Annotated in this window: 14 protein-coding genes; 9 read left to right on the top strand and 5 right to left on the bottom strand. The window is 65.6% G+C overall.

Annotated elements, in window-relative coordinates; all coding sequences use genetic code 11:
- Nucleotides 1-52: 52 nt before the first annotated feature.
- The 8 genes from ACIGGF_RS05130 (at nucleotide 53) to ACIGGF_RS05095 (ending at nucleotide 12,690) form a co-directional block, all read left to right on the top strand.
- Nucleotides 53-1,039: a PAC2 family protein gene (locus ACIGGF_RS05130; RefSeq protein WP_397520453.1), complete on the top strand. Its 987-nt coding sequence runs from the start codon at nucleotides 53-55 to the stop codon at nucleotides 1,037-1,039.
- A 101-nt stretch (nucleotides 1,040-1,140) separates the two neighbouring features.
- Entirely contained in the window at nucleotides 1,141-1,488 is a 348-nt protein-coding gene (locus tag ACIGGF_RS05125; RefSeq protein WP_397520290.1) for a molybdopterin oxidoreductase, read from the top strand.
- Nucleotides 1,488-3,977: a nitrite reductase large subunit NirB gene (gene nirB, locus ACIGGF_RS05120; RefSeq protein ID WP_397520289.1), complete on the top strand. Its 2,490-nt coding sequence runs from the start codon at nucleotides 1,488-1,490 to the stop codon at nucleotides 3,975-3,977. Before ACIGGF_RS05125 ends, nirB begins: the two co-directional genes overlap by 1 nt.
- Nucleotides 3,974-4,273: a Rieske (2Fe-2S) protein gene (locus ACIGGF_RS05115; protein WP_397520288.1), complete on the top strand. Its 300-nt coding sequence runs from the start codon at nucleotides 3,974-3,976 to the stop codon at nucleotides 4,271-4,273. Before nirB ends, ACIGGF_RS05115 begins: the two co-directional genes overlap by 4 nt.
- Nucleotides 4,274-4,355: 82 nt before the next feature.
- Complete coding sequence (locus ACIGGF_RS05110; protein WP_397520452.1) at nucleotides 4,356-5,843, top strand: TIGR02677 family protein; 1,488 nt, start codon at nucleotides 4,356-4,358, stop codon at nucleotides 5,841-5,843.
- Nucleotides 5,840-7,276 carry a DUF2398 family protein gene (locus tag ACIGGF_RS05105; protein WP_397520287.1) on the top strand — a complete coding sequence of 479 codons (1,437 nt, stop codon included), beginning with the start codon at nucleotides 5,840-5,842 and terminating at the stop codon, nucleotides 7,274-7,276. The genes ACIGGF_RS05110 and ACIGGF_RS05105 overlap by 4 nt, the downstream gene beginning before the upstream one ends.
- A 4-nt stretch (nucleotides 7,277-7,280) precedes the next feature.
- A complete protein-coding gene (locus ACIGGF_RS05100; protein WP_397520286.1) occupies nucleotides 7,281-11,462 on the top strand; it encodes a TIGR02680 family protein in 4,182 nt (1,393 codons plus the stop codon).
- Complete coding sequence (locus ACIGGF_RS05095) at nucleotides 11,452-12,690, top strand: DUF2399 domain-containing protein (RefSeq protein ID WP_397520285.1); 1,239 nt, start codon at nucleotides 11,452-11,454, stop codon at nucleotides 12,688-12,690. The genes ACIGGF_RS05100 and ACIGGF_RS05095 overlap by 11 nt, the downstream gene beginning before the upstream one ends.
- A gap of 19 nt (nucleotides 12,691-12,709) precedes the next feature.
- On the opposite strand, the gene mshC is transcribed toward ACIGGF_RS05095, so the two are convergent.
- The 5 genes from mshC to ACIGGF_RS05070 all read right to left on the bottom strand — a co-directional run bounded on the left by mshC (nucleotide 12,710) and on the right by ACIGGF_RS05070 (nucleotide 17,075).
- Nucleotides 12,710-13,951, bottom strand: a complete 1,242-nt coding sequence (gene mshC / locus ACIGGF_RS05090; RefSeq protein WP_397520284.1) for a cysteine--1-D-myo-inosityl 2-amino-2-deoxy-alpha-D-glucopyranoside ligase — start codon at nucleotides 13,949-13,951, stop codon at nucleotides 12,710-12,712.
- 24 nt (nucleotides 13,952-13,975) lie between these two features.
- The gene (locus ACIGGF_RS05085; protein ID WP_397520451.1) at nucleotides 13,976-14,749 is read right to left on the bottom strand and encodes an SCO1664 family protein; all 774 of its coding nucleotides are present in this window, start codon (nucleotides 14,747-14,749) and stop codon (nucleotides 13,976-13,978) included.
- Between the two features lie 35 nt (nucleotides 14,750-14,784).
- The gene (locus ACIGGF_RS05080) at nucleotides 14,785-15,375 is read right to left on the bottom strand and encodes a DUF3090 domain-containing protein (RefSeq protein WP_397520283.1); all 591 of its coding nucleotides are present in this window, start codon (nucleotides 15,373-15,375) and stop codon (nucleotides 14,785-14,787) included.
- 136 nt (nucleotides 15,376-15,511) lie between these two features.
- Complete coding sequence (locus ACIGGF_RS05075) at nucleotides 15,512-16,219, bottom strand: histidine phosphatase family protein (RefSeq protein ID WP_397520282.1); 708 nt, start codon at nucleotides 16,217-16,219, stop codon at nucleotides 15,512-15,514.
- 25 nt (nucleotides 16,220-16,244) lie between these two features.
- On the bottom strand, nucleotides 16,245-17,075 hold the full coding sequence (locus ACIGGF_RS05070; protein WP_397520450.1) for an undecaprenyl-diphosphate phosphatase: 831 nt from the start codon (nucleotides 17,073-17,075) through the stop codon (nucleotides 16,245-16,247).
- Nucleotides 17,076-17,451: 376 nt separating this feature from the next.
- Here ACIGGF_RS05070 and ACIGGF_RS05065 point away from each other — a divergent pair, with 376 nt between their 5' ends.
- Nucleotides 17,452-18,384, top strand: a complete 933-nt coding sequence (locus ACIGGF_RS05065) for an aldo/keto reductase (protein ID WP_397520281.1) — start codon at nucleotides 17,452-17,454, stop codon at nucleotides 18,382-18,384.
- Nucleotides 18,385-18,410: the final 26 nt, after the last annotated feature.

The following is an 18,410-nucleotide window of genomic DNA, read 5'->3' as shown; positions in this document are numbered from 1 at the left end:
TGTCGTGGTGAGTCCCCGAAACCTCGATGGCCAGTCCCCGAACGACGACGGTATGGAAAATACGGACAATTCGGGTATCGGCGCGGATGCGCCATTCGACGCCGCGTTGATCGAGGCCGTTCACGACGCTGTGGCGAACGCCACAGATTCTCCGATCCACGAGCTGGACGACGAGGACGGCGACATCCCGGAATTGCGTTCGCCGATTCTGGTGGCTGCTTTCGAGGGCTGGAACGACGCGGGCGACGCGGCGAGCGGCGCGGTCGAGCACCTGGAACTGATCTGGGACGCCAGTCCTCTCGCCGAGCTGGACTCCGAGGACTACTACGACTACCAGGTCAACAGGCCCACCGTCCGTCAGATCGACGGTGTCACCCGCGAGATCGAGTGGCCGTCCACTCGATTGTCTGTGTGTTCGCCCCCCGGCAGCGAGCGCGACGTGGTCCTGTTGCGCGGTATCGAACCCAACATGCGCTGGCGCAGTTTCTGCGACGACCTGCTCGAATTCGTCGAACAGCTGGGAGTCGAGACCGTCGTGATCCTGGGAGCACTGCTTGCCGACACCCCGCACACCAGGCCGGTCCCGGTCACCGGCACTGCGTACAGCACCGAATCGGCCGAACAGTTCAACCTCGAACAGACCCGATACGAGGGCCCGACCGGCATCACCGGCGTGCTGCAGGACGAGTGCGTCAAGGCCGGCGTCCCCGCAGTGTCGTTCTGGGCTGCGGTGCCCCACTACGTCTCACAGCCGCCGAATCCCAAAGCGACCGTTGCGTTGCTGCAGCGGGTTGAGGACGTTCTCGACATAGAGGTACCCCTCGGCGAACTTCCCGCCCAGGCGGAGGAGTGGGAAGAGGCCGTCACCGAGATGACGAAGGAAGACGACGAGATCAGCGAATACGTGCGTAGCCTCGAAGAGCGCGGTGATGCCGAGGTGGACATGTCCGACGCGATCGCCAAGGTCGACGGCGACGCCATTGCGGCCGAGTTCGAGAAGTACCTGAGGCGTCGCGGTCCGGGCAATTTCGGGTTGTGACCCGAGCGCACACCATGGATCGGGGCCCGGTGAGGTCTTTCTGATGCCGACGTAACGTCACCGCAGCGGTGGCGTCACCCCGACACCGCAACCTCGTGGGTATGGCCAGCACACCGCGATTTCTGCAAGGCGTCTTCTCCTTTTCCGGCAACGGTCTGGACAAGCCCGAGTTGATCGATCCCAGCCTGAGTTTCGTCGTCCCCGAGGGGGTGACGGCCCAGCCGCTGTACTTTCGGGGCGGTAATTCGAGCGATGAACTGGTGGTCGTGACCTTGCTGCGCGACGGCAGCCCGATGCGTATGTTCCCGATGGGAGCCAAGAGTGGCGTCAACATTCCGTTGCGGGTCGTCGAGGACGTCGATCCCGATACCGTGCTCGAGCTGGTGATCGCGGCCCCTGCCGGAACCGGCGGAGAGGTCGTCGTCGACTTCGGTCTGGTGCTGGTCTGATGACTGCGGGAAAACAGCGATTGCTGGTGATCGGCAACGGAATGGCCGGCGCCCGGACGGTCGAGCAGATCCTCGAGCGAGACGGCAGCTCGCTGTTCGACATCACGATGATCGGCGACGAACCGTACGGCAACTACAACCGCATCATGCTCTCCCACGTGTTGTCCGGTGATGTCACCGTCGACGACGAGAATCTCGTTCTCAACCCCATGAGTTGGTACAGCGAGAACGGCGTGACGTTGCACGTGGGCGATCGAGCCGTGTCGCTCGACCGGTTCTCCAAAACGGTTGTCTGCGAAAGCGGTCGGTCCGTCGACTACGACGTACTGATCATCGCCACCGGTAGCACTACGTTCTTCCCGAACATGGACGGTCTGCGCGAGTCCGACGGCAGACTGGCACGTGGGGTGTTCGGATTCCGCACGATCGCCGACACCAACGGCATGCTGCAGATGGCGCAGTCGCGCGACGACGTCTCGGCCGTGGTCATCGGTGGTGGTCTGCTCGGTCTCGAGGCGGCGTACGGACTACGGACGCAGGGGCTGGACGTGAACGTGGTGCACTCCCCCGGTCACCTGATGAACCAGCAACTCGACGAGCGTGGTGGGCGGGTCCTACGGAACAAGATCGAGTCGCTCGGCGTCGGCGTGCACACCTCCAAGCGGACCACCTCGGTGGTGCGGTCGGACGACGGCACCGTCATCGGCGTCGGTTTTAATGACGGCACCTCGCTCGATGCAGACATGGTCGTCGTCACCGCAGGCATTCGCCCCAGCGTCGATTTCGCCCGCGCCGGCGGGTTGGTGATCGAGCGAGGGATCGTCGTCGACGACCAATTGCGTTGCGAGGACGAGGGTTCGATCTATGCCGTCGGCGAGTGCTGCCAGCATCGCGGCGAGGTCTACGGTCTCGTTGCGCCGCTGTGGGAGCAGGCCGCCGTCTTGGCCGATGTACTCACCGGAGCGAATCCTGCTGCGGCATATCATGGTTCGCGTCTGACGACCAAGCTCAAGGTGGCCGGAGTCGACGTCGCGTCGATGGGCATCACCTCGCCCGAGCGTGACGACGACGAGTTCGTGCAGTTCTACGAACCCCGTAGTGGCACCTACAAATCGGTCATCGTGCGGAACAACAAGCTCGTCGGTGCCACTCTGCTGGGCGACATCTCCAAGGCCAACTTTCTCACCCAGGCGTTCGACGAGAAGGTGCCGCTGCCCGACGAGCGCATCAGCATGCTCTTCGATATGGGAACGCCCTCTGCGGCAACAGGAGCCGCCGAACTGGCCGACGACGTTCAGGTGTGCAACTGCAACGGCGTCACCAAGGGTGCCATCGTGGCGTGCGTGCATGCCGGGGCCAAGAACCTGATCGATGTGACTGCGAAGACCCGTGCGGGCAAGGGGTGCGGGTCCTGCAAGGGATTGGTGAAGGACATCATCGCGTGCGCAGCGGGCGGTGCCGTCGAAGCAGACCCGACCGCGGACTGGTACGTGCCGTGTATCCCGATGACCAAACCGGAACTGATCGACGCCGTTCGAGCGCAGAACCTTCGAGCGGTGTCGCACGTGTTCACGGCACTGGCAACGGACGGTCTCGAGGACGCCGCCGCCAAGATGCCGCTGGCCTCCCTGTTGCGGACGGTGTGGGGCCCGGATTGGGTGGACGAACGCGGCGCACTGTTCATCAACGACCGAGTACACGCCAACATTCAGCGGGACGGCACCTTCTCGGTCGTGCCGCAGATGAAGGGTGGCGTCACGACCCCGGATCAGTTGCGCAAGATCGCCGACGTCGCAGACAAATATCACGTTCCGTTGGTCAAGGTCACCGGCGGACAGCGAATCGACCTGCTCGGGATCAAGAAGGAGGACCTGCCGAAGGTGTGGGGCGATCTGGACATGCCCTCGGGCTTCGCTTACGGCAAGAGCATGCGCACGGTGAAGACCTGCGTGGGCAGCGACTTCTGCCGCTTCGGTCTCGGCGATTCGACGGCACTGGGCATCGCGCTCGAAGAGCGATTCCAGGGCTTGGAGACTCCCGCGAAACTCAAACTCGCGGTCGCCGGCTGCCCGCGGAACTGCTCGGAGGCGCTGTGCAAGGACTTCGGCGTCGTCTCGGTCGGTGAGGACAGGTGGGAGATCTACGTCGGCGGCGCGGCCGGGGCTCACATCCGCAAGGGAGATCTGTTGGCCACCGTGACAGGAGCCGAGGAGGTTGTGACCGTGGCAGGCAGGTTCATCCAGCACTACCGTGAGAACGCCCAGTGGCTCGAGCGAACCTACGCCTGGGTTCCGCGGATCGGCCTGGAAGAACTACAGAGCGCGCTCATCGAGGACCGTGACGGCATCGTCGCCGGACTCGACGAGCGAGTGCAGACATCGGTGGACGGGTACATCGACCCTTGGCAGGATCGCGCGGCACCCAAATCGCCCGCCCAGTTCACCCCGTCACTGCCCCTGCTTCCGCTGCCGCAGGTGCCGGTCCGATGAGCGTGCCGGTCGGGGCCGTGGAAGACCTGACACCCGGCGAGGGGCGCGCCTATGTGGTCGACGGTAGACAGGTTGCGGTGTTCCTGCTCGGCGACGGCTCGGTACGGGCCATGGATGCGGTCTGCCCGCACCGAGGCGGCCCCTTGGCCGATGGTCAGATCGACGGGTCCATCGTCGTGTGCCCGCTGCACCAGTACGCGTTCTCGCTCGACGACGGCACCTGCCCCAGCGGCATCGACTCGGTGCGCACTTACCCCGCCGCAGTGGTGGACGGAAAAGTGACCATACAGCTTTAACCGGCATGGTTGAACAACCGAGAGCCTGACCCCCTACCCTGTTCCAGTGAGCGAATCAGGCGAGGACGCACGGCTGGGAGTCGTGAACGCGTTCGTGCAGGAGGATCGCCTCGGTCTCTTCTCGTTCGCCGTGGCCGAAAAGCGCTCCGAGTACCTGGCCGTTCTTCGCGCATTCGACACCGCACGAGCGAACTACGTGGTGCTGCTGCACTCGGCTGATGTTGCCGACCTCATCGCGCGCAACCCCGGCCGGCTCGACGCTCTCACCGCCCTCGACATCGCACCACTACTCGATCAGCTCCACGCCTGGGGCCTGCTCGAACGCAGCTACGACGGCACCAGGGCCGCAACCCTCGCCGAGTACCGCAATCGGCACTTCGTCTACCAGTTCGGTCAGGCAGGCTACAAGGCGTACCGCGCGGTCGAGGACGTGCTCGGTGCCCGACTGGACGACGCGTCACTGTCGCGGCTGGTGCTGCCCGAGTTACTGGCCGACATGCACGAGCTGGCCGAGGCGAACCGTCAGGCCGACGGCGACCGCATCTACCGCAAGCTCAGCCGACTCGATTCGACACTGTCGGAGATGGCGACCCGCGCCGCGCACTTCTACCTGGTCCTGGGCGACCTCGTACGCACCACCGAGATCACGCCGGAGTCGTTTCTGGTGCACAAGGACGCCCTGCTCACGCACATGCGTGAGTTCAGCTCCGATCTGACCCGCTACGCCCCCAAGCTCGCCGAGGCTATCGCGCTCGTCGAGAGCACCGGGATCGAGGACCTCGTCGAGCGAGCCGCGATCAGCGACGAACGCGTCTTTCTCACCGTCGCCGAACGCCGCGCCGACTGGACCGATCGCTGGGCCGGTCTCTCGCACTGGTTCGTCTCGGCCGAGTCGGAACTCAGCGAGTCCGAGCGCCTCCGCGAGGGCACGATGAGCGCGATCGCTGCCGTGTTGTCGCTGCTGCGGCGCGTCACCGAGACCCGCAAGGGCGGAGTCAGTCGCGAGAGCCAGTTGCGCCACCTGGCCGGGTGGTTCGCTGCCGCACCTACCGAGGACAGCGCTCACGCCCTGTTCCACGCCGTGTTCGGCCTCGGCCGACCCCGACACCTGTCGATGGTCCATCCCGACGCCGACACCATCTCCACGTCCCGATCGTGGTGGGAGGCACCGCCGGTCGAGATCTCGCGCACCCTGGCCGAGACCGGACGTACCCCCACCCCCGGTGTTCCTGGACGAGTGCAGCGCAACGACGGTGGCATCCGGCGGCTCAGAGAGCAGCAACTCGAGTCGCAGCGATCACGCAGCGCCGCAGCGCAGTCGCTCGCCTCGGCCGGAATCCACGACCGAATTCTCGACGAGCAGGAGACCGAGGTGCTGCTCGGTCTGTTGAACGCTGCGTTGACCGCGCGGGTCCGCGTGAGCGGACGCACCTCCGACTCGTCCGGATCGGACAGCGGCGTGCGCCTGAGGTTGAGCGACAGTGATCGTTCGACGATCGTGCGAACCACTCGCGGCCGACTGCACCTGGACCGCCTCGCGCTCGATGTCAGTGAGGTCGCACGCCGATGAGGGCACGCGAAATCTCCACCCTCGCACTCGATTCCTACCAACGAGCTGCCCGAGTGGCGCTGTCGAATCACCTGGTGACCACGACGTACCCCGATCGGATCGCGCTGCCGCTGCTGCGCAGATGGGCCACCGAGTTGCGCGAAGACCTGCTCGAGCTGTTCGGGTATCGCCTCGAGGTCACCGAGACCACCGCCCGACTGTTCCCGGTGATCGACGCACTCGACGGCAGTCAACCCGCGCGCACGTCCACCGATCGAATCTTCGACCGCCGTAGATACGCGTATCTGGCCTTGGCGCTCGCGGCGCTCGGTCGGGCGGGCAACCAGATCACTCTGTCCGAACTCGCCGATCACGTTGCGGCCGAAGCGAGTCAGGTCGACGGAGTCGAGCTGACGACCGACCGAGCAAGCGATCGAGATGCATTCGTCGACGCGATCGGCTGGCTCGCGACCCGCGGCGCCATCGCGTTGGCCGACGGCGACGCGACCGGCTGGGCCAACAACCCGTCTGCAGGCGAGGCGCTCTACGACATCGACCGTCCCGTCGTGGTCGCCCTGTTTCGGCCGCCACGCGCCGTGCAGCATCTGCGATCGATTCGCGGCTTGCTCGCCGGCTCGGATGTCCCGATGGATTCGGAGAATTCCGAGCTCGGGGTCAACGTCGAATCGGGGCGCGAGGTGGACCCGAAGGAAACTGTGCGTGCGGTCCGCCGAGCGTTGGTCGAGCAACCTGTCGTCTACCTCGACGATCTCGACCGGGATGGCCGCACCGCCCTGGCAGCGCCGCGCACCGTCGCCGACGTCGAGTTGCTGACCGGCCTCGTCGCCGAGCGGCGCGCCGAGGGGTTAGCCCTTATCGACACCTCGGGACGGCTCTCGGATCACCGATTCCCCAGCACCGGAACCATCGCCCAGGTCGCGTTATTGATTGCGGGCGAGATCTCGGACCGGGTGATCGATCCCGATGCACCAGCGCTGGCGACCTACCCCCTTCCGGGCGGTGACGCCCTGATCGAGCAGTTGGACAGCGCAATTCCCGACGGCGGAATTTTCGGCGATCTCGCCGAGTTCGGGTTCGGCTCCGATGCAACGGCATTCGACGATGCGGAAGAGAAGAATCTGTACCCGTTGATCGAGGCCAGTTGGCTGACAACGATCGTCGACGATCTCGTCGAACGCTTCGGCCGCACCTTCGCGGCGCAGTGGCAGACCGATCGGGACGGCCTGCGGTTACGGGCGGTCGCACTGCTGCATCGTCTTCGATTGGTGCACAGTGTGTCCGGCGGCGTCCTGGTGCTGCCGGTAATCGCACGCTACCGAGACGTGGTGGTCAGCGTGCGCGATCGAACGCCGCAGGACTCGTTGTTCGGTACCGAACAACGACCCGGCACCCCACAGTCCGACATCAACGAACCGTCCGAAGTAGAGGCTTGAGTAGATGACCGCACACTCGACACGCTTTCGGCCGACGCGAGCAGGAATCGTCAACCTGTGGGACTACCGCGATCAGGAATTCTCCTTCGCCGACGGTCGCCTGGTACTGCGTGGTCCCAACGGATCCGGCAAGACCAAGGCGCTCGAGGTGCTGTTCCCGTTCGTCCTCGACGGCCGAATCGAACCACGGCGGCTCAATCCTTTTGCCGGAGAAGAGCGGACGATGAAGTCCAACCTGCTCTACCGAGGGCAGGAGAGCGCGCACTCCTACGTGTGGATGGAGTTCGGCCGCGGTTCGCGCGAGGACCCCGAATCGGTGACGGTCGGAATCGGGATGCGCGCGAGCCGTCACAACGACAAGGTGACGCGCTGGTACTTCGTGGCCGACGGCCGAGTGGGCGTCGACTTCTCGTTGTTGGGTTCCGACGACCGGCCGTTGACGAAGAAGCAACTCGGTGAGCAGCTGGGCACCGACGCGTTGACCGATCGCCCGGTGGACTATCGCGCTGCTATCGATGCCCGCATGTTCGGGCTGGGCGCGCAACGATACGACCAGCTGATCAATCTCATTCTTACCCTTCGCCGCCCGCAGTTGGCCAAGAACCTCGACCCCAAGGGACTTTCGCAGGCGTTGACCGACGGCCTGCGTCCGTTGGACGAGCAGCTGGTGCTCGAGGCAGCGCGCTCCTTCAGCGACATGGAGGAGGTGGGCCGGGCGCTCGAAGGGCTGGGGCAAGCCGACCACGCCGCCAAGAACTTCGTCTCGGTGTACTCCAAATACCTTCGGGTGCAAACTCGTTCGGATGTCGAGCATTTCTCGCGCCGGCTCGAGACGGTCACCCATGCGACCACCGCACACTTCGCCGCTGCCGCTCTGAAGGAGCGGCGTCTGCTGGAACGGGCGGCTGCGGAAACTCGATTCGACGAGGCCGAACGCGCACTCGATCAGGCCGTCGCAGACCGCGAGACCCTGCAGCGCTCGAGCGCCTACGAGGGCAAGCAGCAGCTGGACGACCTGGCCGAATCCGCCGCGAAGCTGGAGATCTCGACCGCCCAGCAAGCCGACCGCGCCCGCAAGGCGCAGGCCGAACTGGAACAGCGCACCACCGAGGCAGCGCGGGCCGATTCCGCCCTCCGTGAGTCCGTAGCCGGGGTGACCCGCGCCGAGGAGGAACTGCAGACTGCAGCCGAGGATGCCGGGATCGTCTGGACTCCATTGCCCGGAACAGCCCGTAGTGATCAGATCAGTACCGCTCTGCGCGGCCATGCCGAGGAGCGCGACGGAGACGTTCGGGCGGTACGCGAGGCACTGGGAACCGTCGAGAAGGCGTCGACGGAACGCTCTCGCGCGGAGAAGGCCGCATCGAAGGCTCGCGAGATGCTCGAGGCAGCGTCGGCTGCTGTCACCGAGGCCGAGGCGACCGTCGATCTGGAGAAGGCGCAGTTCGCTTCGGGACTGCGGGCCTGGTGGTCGGCCAATTCGGCTCTCTACTCCTCGGCCGGTATCACCTCCGCAGCGTTCGAGGCCCTCGACGCGGCGTTGGCGGGCATCGGCGACGACGATGCTCCGAGTTTGGAGTCGGTGCTGGCCGACCGGACGGCAGACGGGGTCGATGCACTGCGAGCCCGTCAGGCACAGGCACGCGTCGACGTGTCGACCCGCACGGCCGAGCTGAACGCGCTACGTGACGAACTGTCCCTGGTCCGGGCCGAACGCGACGACGCGCCGCCGCCGTTCGCGGCCCGAACGGACTCTCGCGTCGAACTCTCGGGTGCTCCTCTGTGGCAGCTGGTTCGGTTCACGGACTCGGTCTCCCCCGCCGACGCAGCAGGGATCGAATCCGCTCTGCAGGCGGCGAATCTGCTCGACGGTTGGCTCCACCCGACCGCGGACTTCCCCGTCGATTCGAGCTCGGAGCAGTACCTTGCACCGTTACCGGAGGCCGTCAGGCCGACCGGGACCACGTTGGCATCCGTCCTCGAACCGGAGCCCGGAACAGCCGTATCGGAAGCCCGAATTCTCGAGTTTCTGAATTCGGTTGTGGTACAACAGGATCAAGAATCATCGAGAAGCGCCGTCTCGGTCGGCATCGACGGTCGGTATTGGCAGGGTGTACAGCAGGGGTGCCACACCAAGCCCGACGCCGAGTACATCGGTGCGACGGCGCGGGCGCGTCGGCGCGAGCAACGTATTGCCGAACTCGGCACAGCGATCGATACCGCGACAGCCGCACTCGAAGCAGCTACTGCCGAGGAGCGAGCTACGCGTGAGTTGGTTCAGGCACTGGCTGCGGCCGCCAAACAACTGCCTCGTGTCTCGGCCATAGTGAAAGCACAACGCGCCGTCATTGCGGCCGCAGGAGCGCTGCGCACCTCCAAGGAGGGGTCTGCAGCGGCCGACCGCGAGTTCGACCAGGCCATCGCAGACCTGTCGGCGAAGGAGAAGCAGCTGCGCACCGTCGCTGTGGCTCACCGCACCCCACACATCGGTCGAGACATCGATGCCCTCGCCGCAGCGATCCGGCATTTCGAGCATCAAGGCTCGGTGGTGATCCGCAAGCGTGGGGATCACACCCGCGAAGCAGAACGCGCTCGCGAAGCGGCCAACCGGCTCGACGAAGCGAGCGGTCTGGCCGAGGAGCTCGCCGAGGAAGCTGCGATAGCCGACGAGAACTACCGACAGCAGGTGCAACGCCTCGAGCTTCTGAGCGAGAAGCTCGGTGCCACCGCCGAACAGATCGACACCGATCTCGAGAACGCGCGCGAACGCATCGAGAAATGCCGAGCCGAGCAGCGCGCCGCACGTAAAGCGGACAAGGAGGCCGGCGAAGCGATCGGCAAGGCCGAGGGAGCCTGCAACACTGCGCTGGAGAGCTTACGCGGTGCCGTCACCGAAACCCTGGGCGACGCCGTGCGACTCGCACCTTACGCCCGCAAGGATCTGCTCGGCATCCTCGGTGTCGAGCAGACGTACGCTTGGCCGGCCAGCGACTCGGCGTGGCTGACCGTCGAACAGATTTTGTATCGAGTGCAGCAGGCCGACGGACCCGATGACGAGGTTCCGGTGCTTCCAGAAGTGGTGCGCGCACTGCATTCGGCACTCGATGCGGCAACCGCGTCGGTGAAAGTCAGCGATTCGAGCCGGAAGTCGACCCGGACGGCGCTGACGAGTGCGCTGCAGGAGTTCGACTCGCAACTCGCCGCATCGGGCCAGGACTACCGCCTGCAGTGGGATGCACCGGACGGGTTGACCGTGGTCCGCGTTCAGGACGAGCAGGGCTACTCGTCGGTCGGAGATTTCGCCGACCGAATCGGCGCGGCCCGGGCCGATCAGGAGTTGCTGCTGACCGAGCAGGAGCGTCGCATTCTCGAAGATGCGCTGCTGACCGGCCTGGCGCAGCAGATTCACGAGAGAACCGTCGACGCCCGCGAATTGATCGCGCAGATGTCCGCCGAGATGAAGCAACGCCGCATGTCCTCGGGCAACACGATCGGTGTGCACTGGGTGCTGGCGGACAATCTCGATGACGGGGCCCGGGCGGTGTCCAAACTGTTGGACAGGGACGCCTCGGCGTTGAACCAGGACGATCTGGCCGCGATGCGGGCCCACTTCGCGTCGGAGATCAGAGTTGCTCGCGCGGCACATCCGGAACGGTCCTACCCCGAGATCCTCTCCACGACACTGGACTATCGCCGGTGGCGCGTGTTCGCCTTCACGCTCATCAGCGGCGACGGCAACGAGGATCGCCTGACTGTCGCCCGCCACAGTGCACTCTCGGGCGGAGAACAATCGGTGTCGCTGCACCTGCCCCTGTTCGCCGCCGCACACGTGATGCTCTCGTCCGCGGATCCGCACTCCCCCCGCCTGCTGGCGCTGGACGAGGCGTTCGCCGGTGTCGACGACAACGGCCGCAGCGAATTGCTCGGCCTGAGTGTGCAGTTCGATCTCGACCTGTTCATGACCGGATACGACCTGTGGATCACCTACGGGGACGTCCCCGGCTGCGCACACTACGATCTGGCGCACTCGACAGCCGAGAACACCGTCAGCGCAGCTCTTCTGGTGTGGGAGAACGGCGAACTCTTCGCCGAGCACGACGGCACCGACCTCGCTGCCGCACTCGGATCACCGCTGACCCGCCGCGTGCCCACCCGAACCGAAGGTGGGTTGGAGTTTGACCGGTAACAGCGAGTGGCGAGGCAGCGTCGAATTGGCGGCGCTCCTGGACGCTGCCCGAAAGAAGTTGGAGTCGAACTGGCTTCGCGTCGGCGGGAACATCACCGTCGACCTGAGCGACGCGCCGGAACTGTGGCGACTGTGCAGCGCGATCTCCAGGTCCAACTCGAGTCTGCATTCACGGGCGCGGAGCACCAAACTCGACCTCGAGCGGTTCGACGCGTGGCTGAGTCATCCGCTCAACGGCGGGCTCGGTCTGATCGATACCCTGTCCGAGAAGGCTCCCCTGAACGACAAGAAGCGCATCGCTGCGGACAAGGCTCAGGTACGTGCCGATGCCCTCGACCGGACGAGGGAGGTCCTCGGCGGCGGTACCGATCGGGAGTGGATCGAGTACTGGATCGCGTCGCTGCTCAATCAGGACGGCACGCTCGGCGGTCGCGTCGCGGTCGACGCGCTCGACGTGGCCACGCAGGTCCTGGCGTTGCTCCCGGTCGACGGGATGTCGCTGACCGAGCTCGCGGAGCTGGCCTGCGGAGACACCAAGGCGCTCGCGGGAGGCGGTGCCCCGAAACTGGTTCTCGACGCATTGTCGTTGCGCGAGAACGTACCTCGCCCGGTCGACCCGGTGGGCATCAGAACGCTGTGGGAAACGGCGGGTGTGTCGGTCGACGCGGTGTCCAGCCGCGTTCTGGTACTCGGGTACCGCGTGCAGGAAACCCACACCGTGGCACGGTGGCTGAACGAGGCCGCGGACGAGGGCATCCCCTTTCCCGTCACGGTGGACATGCTCTCGCGCGGCACACTCACCAACACCTCGTCCACCGTGTTCGTCTGCGAGAACGTTGCGGTGCTCACCGCTGCGGCTCGAACCCTCGGCGCGAACTGCGCGAGTCTGATCTGCACCGACGGTCACCCCTCCGCCGCCGTGCATCGACTCCTGGCATCCGCCGCTGCAGGGACCGCGATCCGTTGGCGCGCCGATTTCGACTGGGCCGGACTGCACATGGTGGCCCGAGCAATCTCCCGGTACGACGCTGTGCCGTGGCGAATGGACATCGATGCCTACCGACACGCACTCGACGCCCGAAATTCCGAACCGCTCAAGGGCCATCCGACGGACAGCCCATGGGACCCGGAACTGGCTGCAGCCCTTCGCGACTCGGGCCGAGCAGTCATGGAAGAACGTCTGATCCCGGATCTGCTGACCGATCTGCGACGGGGACCTGGCTCGTAGGTCCCAGCGCGGAACACGATCAGCGCAGTGGCACTCCGAGCAGCGCGTCGACGGCCTCGGCGAAAGCGCCGGGCGCACTCGCATCCGATCCACCGCGCTCGACTGCGAAGCTCGCCCACGCGTCCAGTGCATCCAGCGCCTTGGGAGTATCGAGGTCGTCAGCCAGATGCTGACGGAGTCGGTTGATCACGTCGTCGGCCGATGCCGCGCTCTCGAGCGCAGCGGCCCGACGCCACAGCGCCAGACGAGTGTGGGCCCGTTCGAGGACCTCGTCGGACCACGGACGATCCTGTCGGTAGTGGCCTGCCAGCAGTCCGAGGCGTACGGCGGCCGGATCGACCTCGTCGGCGCGCAGCTTCGAGACGAACACCAGGTTGCCACGGCTCTTGGACATCTTCTCGCCGTCGAGCCCGATCATTCCGGTGTGCACGTAGTGGCGCGCGAAGCGAGGGTTACCGGTAGCGGCCTCGGCGTGGGCGGCCGAGAACTCGTGGTGCGGGAAGATGAGATCGCTTCCGCCGCCCTGGATGTCGAATCCGGCTCCGATCCGGTCGAGCGCGATGGCAGCGCATTCGACGTGCCAGCCGGGCCGACCGGGACCCCATGGTGACGGCCACGACGGCTCCCCCGGTCGTACTGCGCGCCAGAGCAGCGCATCGAGGGGATCGCGCTTGCCCGCGCGATCCGGATCGCCACCGCGCTCGGCGAAGAACTTGTCCATTGTGGGGCGGTCGTAACCGGACTCGTAGCCGAACTGCTCGGTGGCGTCGGCGCGAAAGTAGACGTCCGGATATTCGGCGTCGTCGACCACGTACGCCGCACCGGACGCCACCAGCTTCTCCACCAGTTCGACGACCTCGTCGACGGACTCGACGGCACCGATGTAATCGCGCGGTGCGATCACGCGCAGCGCCTCCATGTCGGCGCGGAACAGTTCGATCTCGCGGGCGCCCAGGTCGCGCCAATCCTCGCCGTCACGATCGGCGCGCTCGAACAGCGGATCGTCGACATCGGTGACGTTCTGCACGTAATGCACGTCCATGCCGGCATCCCGCCACAGCCGATTGATCAGATCGAACGTCAGGTACGTCGCGGCATGCCCGAGGTGGGTGGCGTCGTACGGGGTGATTCCGCAGACGTACATCCGCGCCGTCGAACCCGGAACCACAGGACGGACCTGACGGTCGGCGGTGTCGAACAATCGAAGCGCTGGACCCTGTCCTGGAATAGTCGGGATCTCCGGGCTCGACCAAGAATGCATGCAGCCGAGCCTATCCGAGCCCGGTCAGAAGGCGGGCCAGGGTATGGGTCTGCTCGAACGAGGCTCGGGCATGACCGGGCGTGCGATCAGTTCCTGCGCCCGATCGAGGACTGCGATGGTCTCGGCAAGGGTGATCTTGTCGGCCAGTTTCGGTGCGATGACCGCATCGAAGGTCTCGACGAAACGAACGACGTCGTGCATCAGCGCGTCGTCCACCGCCTGGCCGGCCCATCCCCACAGCACCGTCCGCAGTTTGTTCTCCGAGTGCAAGCAGATGCCGTGATCGACCCCGTACACGTAGCCGTCGAGCCCTTCCAGCGCGTGTCCGCCCTTGCGGTCGGCATTGTTGAGGATCACGTCGAGTACCGCCATCCGCTGCAACCGCGGATCGTCCGCGTGGATCAGCGCGATCTCCTCGCCGTCGCCGTCGTACGCCTGCAGTACCGGAATCCATCCCGCCGGCACCAGATCGGGACGGCAGATATCGACGAGGTCGACGCGTCCCTCGGCGTGATCGTCGGGCGTGTCGATCCACTTCTGCACCATGCCGGGTCCGAACGGCCCGTCACGCAGAACCGTCGGCGGAATGACGCCCCAGCCGAGGGCCTCGGAGATCTCGTACGACGCCACTTCGCGGCCTGCGAGAGTGCCGTCCGGAAAGTCCCAGAGGGGTACTTCGCCGCGAACGGGTTTGTACACGCACCGCACCGTCGAGTCGCCCTCGCCCGCCTCGCACACCAGCGTGGCGTTGCTGGCCGACACCACCCGACCGACGACGGTGAGGTCGCCGGTCTCCATGGTTTCGCGGCCCTCGAACGGCGGCAGTTCGACGGTCAAGACTCGTCGACCTCGGTCACCGGTCCGAACGTCGCACCGCGGCGGTACCCGTTCGTTCTGATGCAGACGTGTCCCTCGGGGGCCAGTGGCTGTCCACACAGGGGGCACGGCGCGCGGCCCGCCGCGATGACACGCTCGGACCGCACTGCGAATTCACGAGCCTGCACCGGGGTCAGGAACACGCGTACGGCATCGGGACCTTCGTCGGTGTCGTCGAGTACGACGGATTCGTCGATCTCCACCTCACTGACTGCCAACAGTTCCACGACGACGGCATTGGCATCGGCGTCCCAGCCCAGCCCCATGGTGCCGACTCGGAACTCGGTGTCGATCGGGGTCAGCAGCGGGCTGGAGTCGACCGACTCCGTCTCCTCGGCCGGTATGTCGGCACCGAATCTGCGGTGCACTTCTTCCAGCAGCAGACCCACCCGATCGGCCAGGACCTGAACCTGCTGCTTCTCCAGCGCGACCGACACCACTCGTGCGTCGTGCACCGCTTGCAGAAAGAACGTTCGGTCGCCCGGTTCACCAACGGTCCCGGCAACGAAACGATCAGGGGTGCGAAAAACGTGTATTGCGCGCGGCATTGCACCTCCTAACGACTCGGACAGCTACGCGAAGCAAATCGCGGAACCTCCATTATCGGTCACACATCGACCGCGGACGGTATTGCGTGCTCTCCAGCCTGCCACCGATCGTGGATTCGGTGCCCGACGGACCGCCCTAGCTGCCCGCCCCACCACCGACTACCGCGTCGGAGGAACTCGAAACGTCCGATTCCGACGAGCTGGGCTCCTCGGCCTTGGGAATGAACGCGCTCAGGTCGGACCCGGTGTCGTTGGTACGGAGCACGAAGGGCCGCGTCGAGGTATATCGAACGACACTGATCGATGCCGGGTCGGCCACGATGCGCTGAAAAGAATCCAAGTGGGCACCCATTGCGTCCGAGAGCACCGATTTGATGACATCGCCGTGCGAGCACGCGACCCACAACACATCCCGGCCGTGCTGTGCGGCCAGCCGGGCATCGTGTTCCCGCACGGCTTGCACCGCGCGTTGCTGCACCGTGGCCAGACCCTCGCCCTCGGGAAAGACAGCTGCCGAGGGATGTTGCTGAACCACCTTCCACAGCGGCTCGGCGAGCAAGTCCTTGATCGCCCGGCCGGTCCACTGCCCGTAGTCCACTTCCACCAGGCGTTCCTCGACCACCGGCGAGAGCCCGAGTTGGGCAGCCAACGGCTCGACGGTCTGCTCGCACCGCTGCAGCGGCGAACGGATGATCTCCGCGATCGGAAGCTCGCCGAGACGAACCGCCACTGCCTGCGCCTGCTCGCGTCCACGATCGTCGAGTTCGACGCCGGCGCTGCGGCCCGCCAGAGTGCCCGCGGTATTGGACGTCGAGCGACCGTGCCTGAGCAAGATGACTGTCATTTCTACGAGCCTAACGAGGCGGGCCTCACGTAGCGGATACGACCCCGCCCGCCAGAAGCCCGAGTACCACCACACCCAGCACGATGCGGTACCCGACGAACCAGTACAGCGAATGATTCGCGACGAACTTCAACAGCCAGGCGATCGAGGCGTACCCGAGGCCGAAGGCGACGATCGTGGCCACCAGCAACTGCGGACCCGACGCGGCCAGTCCCGTGCCGACCGGCTCGAAGGCGTCGGGCAACGAGAACAGGCCGGAGGCGGTGACGGCGGGAATCGCGAGCAGGAACGAGAAGCGCACTGCTGCTTCGCGTTCGAGGCCGAGGAACAGGCCGGCGCTGGTCGTCGCACCGGAGCGGGACACTCCGGGAATCAGGGCGAGGCACTGCGCCAGACCCATGACGATGCCGTCGCGAGTGGTGAGCTTCTCGATCGGTCGTTCTTTACGACCGAACCTCTCGGCGATCGCGATGACCACGGCGAACGCGATCAGCATGAAGGCGATCAGGTACAGGTTCCGCGCACCCGTTCGGATCTGATCCTTGAAGAGAAGACCGAGAACACCGATGGGAATGGTGGCGATGATCACATACCACCCCATCCGGTAGTCGAGACCGCGTTCGTTCTTCGCAGTGAGGCCGACGAACCAGGCCTTGACGATTCTGACGATGTCTCGCCAGAAGAAGAGCAGCACAGCAGCTTCGGTGCCGAGCTGGGTCACCGCGGTGAAGGAGGCACCGGCATCCTCGTTCCAGAACACACTGGACACGATGCGCAGATGCCCCGACGAGGAGATCGGCAGAAATTCTGTCAGGCCCTGCACCGCACCGAGGATGATCGCCTGCAGCCACGTCATGTCGATCATGCGGAACCCGACTCCGACACCGACATATCCGACATACAAGCGGATGGACTGGTCATTGCCGATGCGTGGACGACGGCTCGCCCCCGGAATTCGCTTTTCACGGGCACGACCGTACCCGGCGAGAGACGTCGACACCGAGCGACGCGACGCAGTCACACCGAGCGACGCAGCGCATTCATGCCGAGTGGATCGGCGCGGCGCGGCATTGTCGCGGACCGCAGCTCGGCGCACTACTGTGCACTGGCGGACAGCAGTGCAGTTGGAGCGCAGTGCACTTGGAACAGCAGTGCAGTTCGGACAGCAGTGCAGTTCGGACGGCACCGCAGTTCGAAATCGACGAGCAATCGCAGAAGGATATTCGGCACCTATGAAGCAGAGATCTGTCGGCACCAGCGGACTTCGCGTCTCCAGGCTCGGGTTGGGCACCCTTGGATGGGGCAGCGGAACCGACGGTGACGATGCCGCAGCGCAATTGTCCGCGTTCGCCGATGCCGGCGGGACTTTGGTCGACACCTCACCGGCCTACGGAGACGGCCGCGCGCAGCGAGTACTCGCCGAGTTGCTCGACGATGTGGTTCCGAGACACGAACTCGTGATCAGCAGCGCGGCCGGACTGAGCCCGCGGCACGGCCGATACGACGTCGACTGCTCCCGACGTGGTCTCCTCGGCCAATTGGATGCCACGCTTCGTGAACTCGGAACCGACTATCTCGACCTGTGGCAGGTGGCCGCCTGGGATCCGATGACCCCGGTCGAAGAGGTTGCCGCAACCCTCGACTACGCCGTCACCAGCGGGCGGGTGCGCTACACCGGTGCCCGCGGCTACCTCGGCTGGCAGTTGGCGACGGCGGCGAGTGCAGCCGATGCCGGGCGGCTCGTGGCCACGCAAGCGGAGTACTCGTTGCTGGCGCGCGGGATCGAGGACGAGTTGGTGCCTGCCGCACATCATCACGGAATCGGTGTCCTGGCCGCTGTTCCCCTGGCAGGCGGAGTCCTGACCGGCAAATATCGCAACGGAATTCCCGCCGATTCTCGCGGCGCGGACGAGTTGCACGCCGAGTCCGTCCTCGCGTACCTGACCGATTCTGCCGTCAGCATCGTCGATGCCGCCGTCACCGCCGCCGACGGGCTCGCCACCTCTCCCCTCGTCGTCGCTCTGGCGTGGGCTCGGGATCGGCCTGGTGTGAGCAGCGCGGTCGTGGGTGCTCGCGATCTTGCCCAGCTGATGGGCGCGTTGATGGCCGAAGAACTCGAATTGCCGGCAGCCATCGCGTCTGCTTTGGACGACGTCAGCGCGTGATGGACAGGGTCGTCCTACCGAAACTC

Origin of the sequence: Rhodococcus sp. NPDC078407 (assembly GCF_044542515.1) — a bacterium.
Lineage (GTDB): Bacteria > Actinomycetota > Actinomycetes > Mycobacteriales > Mycobacteriaceae > Rhodococcoides.
Note: the sequence above shows the minus strand (reverse complement) of the source record. Positions and strands in the feature narration are given on the sequence as shown.

Bases quoted from the DNA above. Each gene is read 5' to 3' on its own strand.
- ACIGGF_RS05130 (WP_397520453.1), top strand. From the start codon at position 53: ATGGAAAATACGGACAATTCGGGTATCGGCGCGGATGCGCCATTCGAC.
- ACIGGF_RS05125 (WP_397520290.1), top strand. From the start codon at position 1,141: ATGGCCAGCACACCGCGATTTCTGCAAGGCGTCTTCTCCTTTTCCGGC.
- nirB (WP_397520289.1), top strand. From the start codon at position 1,488: ATGACTGCGGGAAAACAGCGATTGCTGGTGATCGGCAACGGAATGGCC.
- ACIGGF_RS05115 (WP_397520288.1), top strand. From the start codon at position 3,974: ATGAGCGTGCCGGTCGGGGCCGTGGAAGACCTGACACCCGGCGAGGGG.
- ACIGGF_RS05105 (WP_397520287.1), top strand. From the start codon at position 5,840: ATGAGGGCACGCGAAATCTCCACCCTCGCACTCGATTCCTACCAACGA.
- ACIGGF_RS05100 (WP_397520286.1), top strand. From the start codon at position 7,281: ATGACCGCACACTCGACACGCTTTCGGCCGACGCGAGCAGGAATCGTC.
- mshC (WP_397520284.1), bottom strand. From the start codon at position 13,951: ATGCATTCTTGGTCGAGCCCGGAGATCCCGACTATTCCAGGACAGGGT.
- ACIGGF_RS05085 (WP_397520451.1), bottom strand. From the start codon at position 14,749: ATGGAGACCGGCGACCTCACCGTCGTCGGTCGGGTGGTGTCGGCCAGC.
- ACIGGF_RS05080 (WP_397520283.1), bottom strand. From the start codon at position 15,375: ATGCCGCGCGCAATACACGTTTTTCGCACCCCTGATCGTTTCGTTGCC.
- ACIGGF_RS05075 (WP_397520282.1), bottom strand. From the start codon at position 16,219: ATGACAGTCATCTTGCTCAGGCACGGTCGCTCGACGTCCAATACCGCG.
- ACIGGF_RS05070 (WP_397520450.1), bottom strand. From the start codon at position 17,075: ATGACGTGGCTGCAGGCGATCATCCTCGGTGCGGTGCAGGGCCTGACA.
- ACIGGF_RS05065 (WP_397520281.1), top strand. From the start codon at position 17,452: ATGAAGCAGAGATCTGTCGGCACCAGCGGACTTCGCGTCTCCAGGCTC.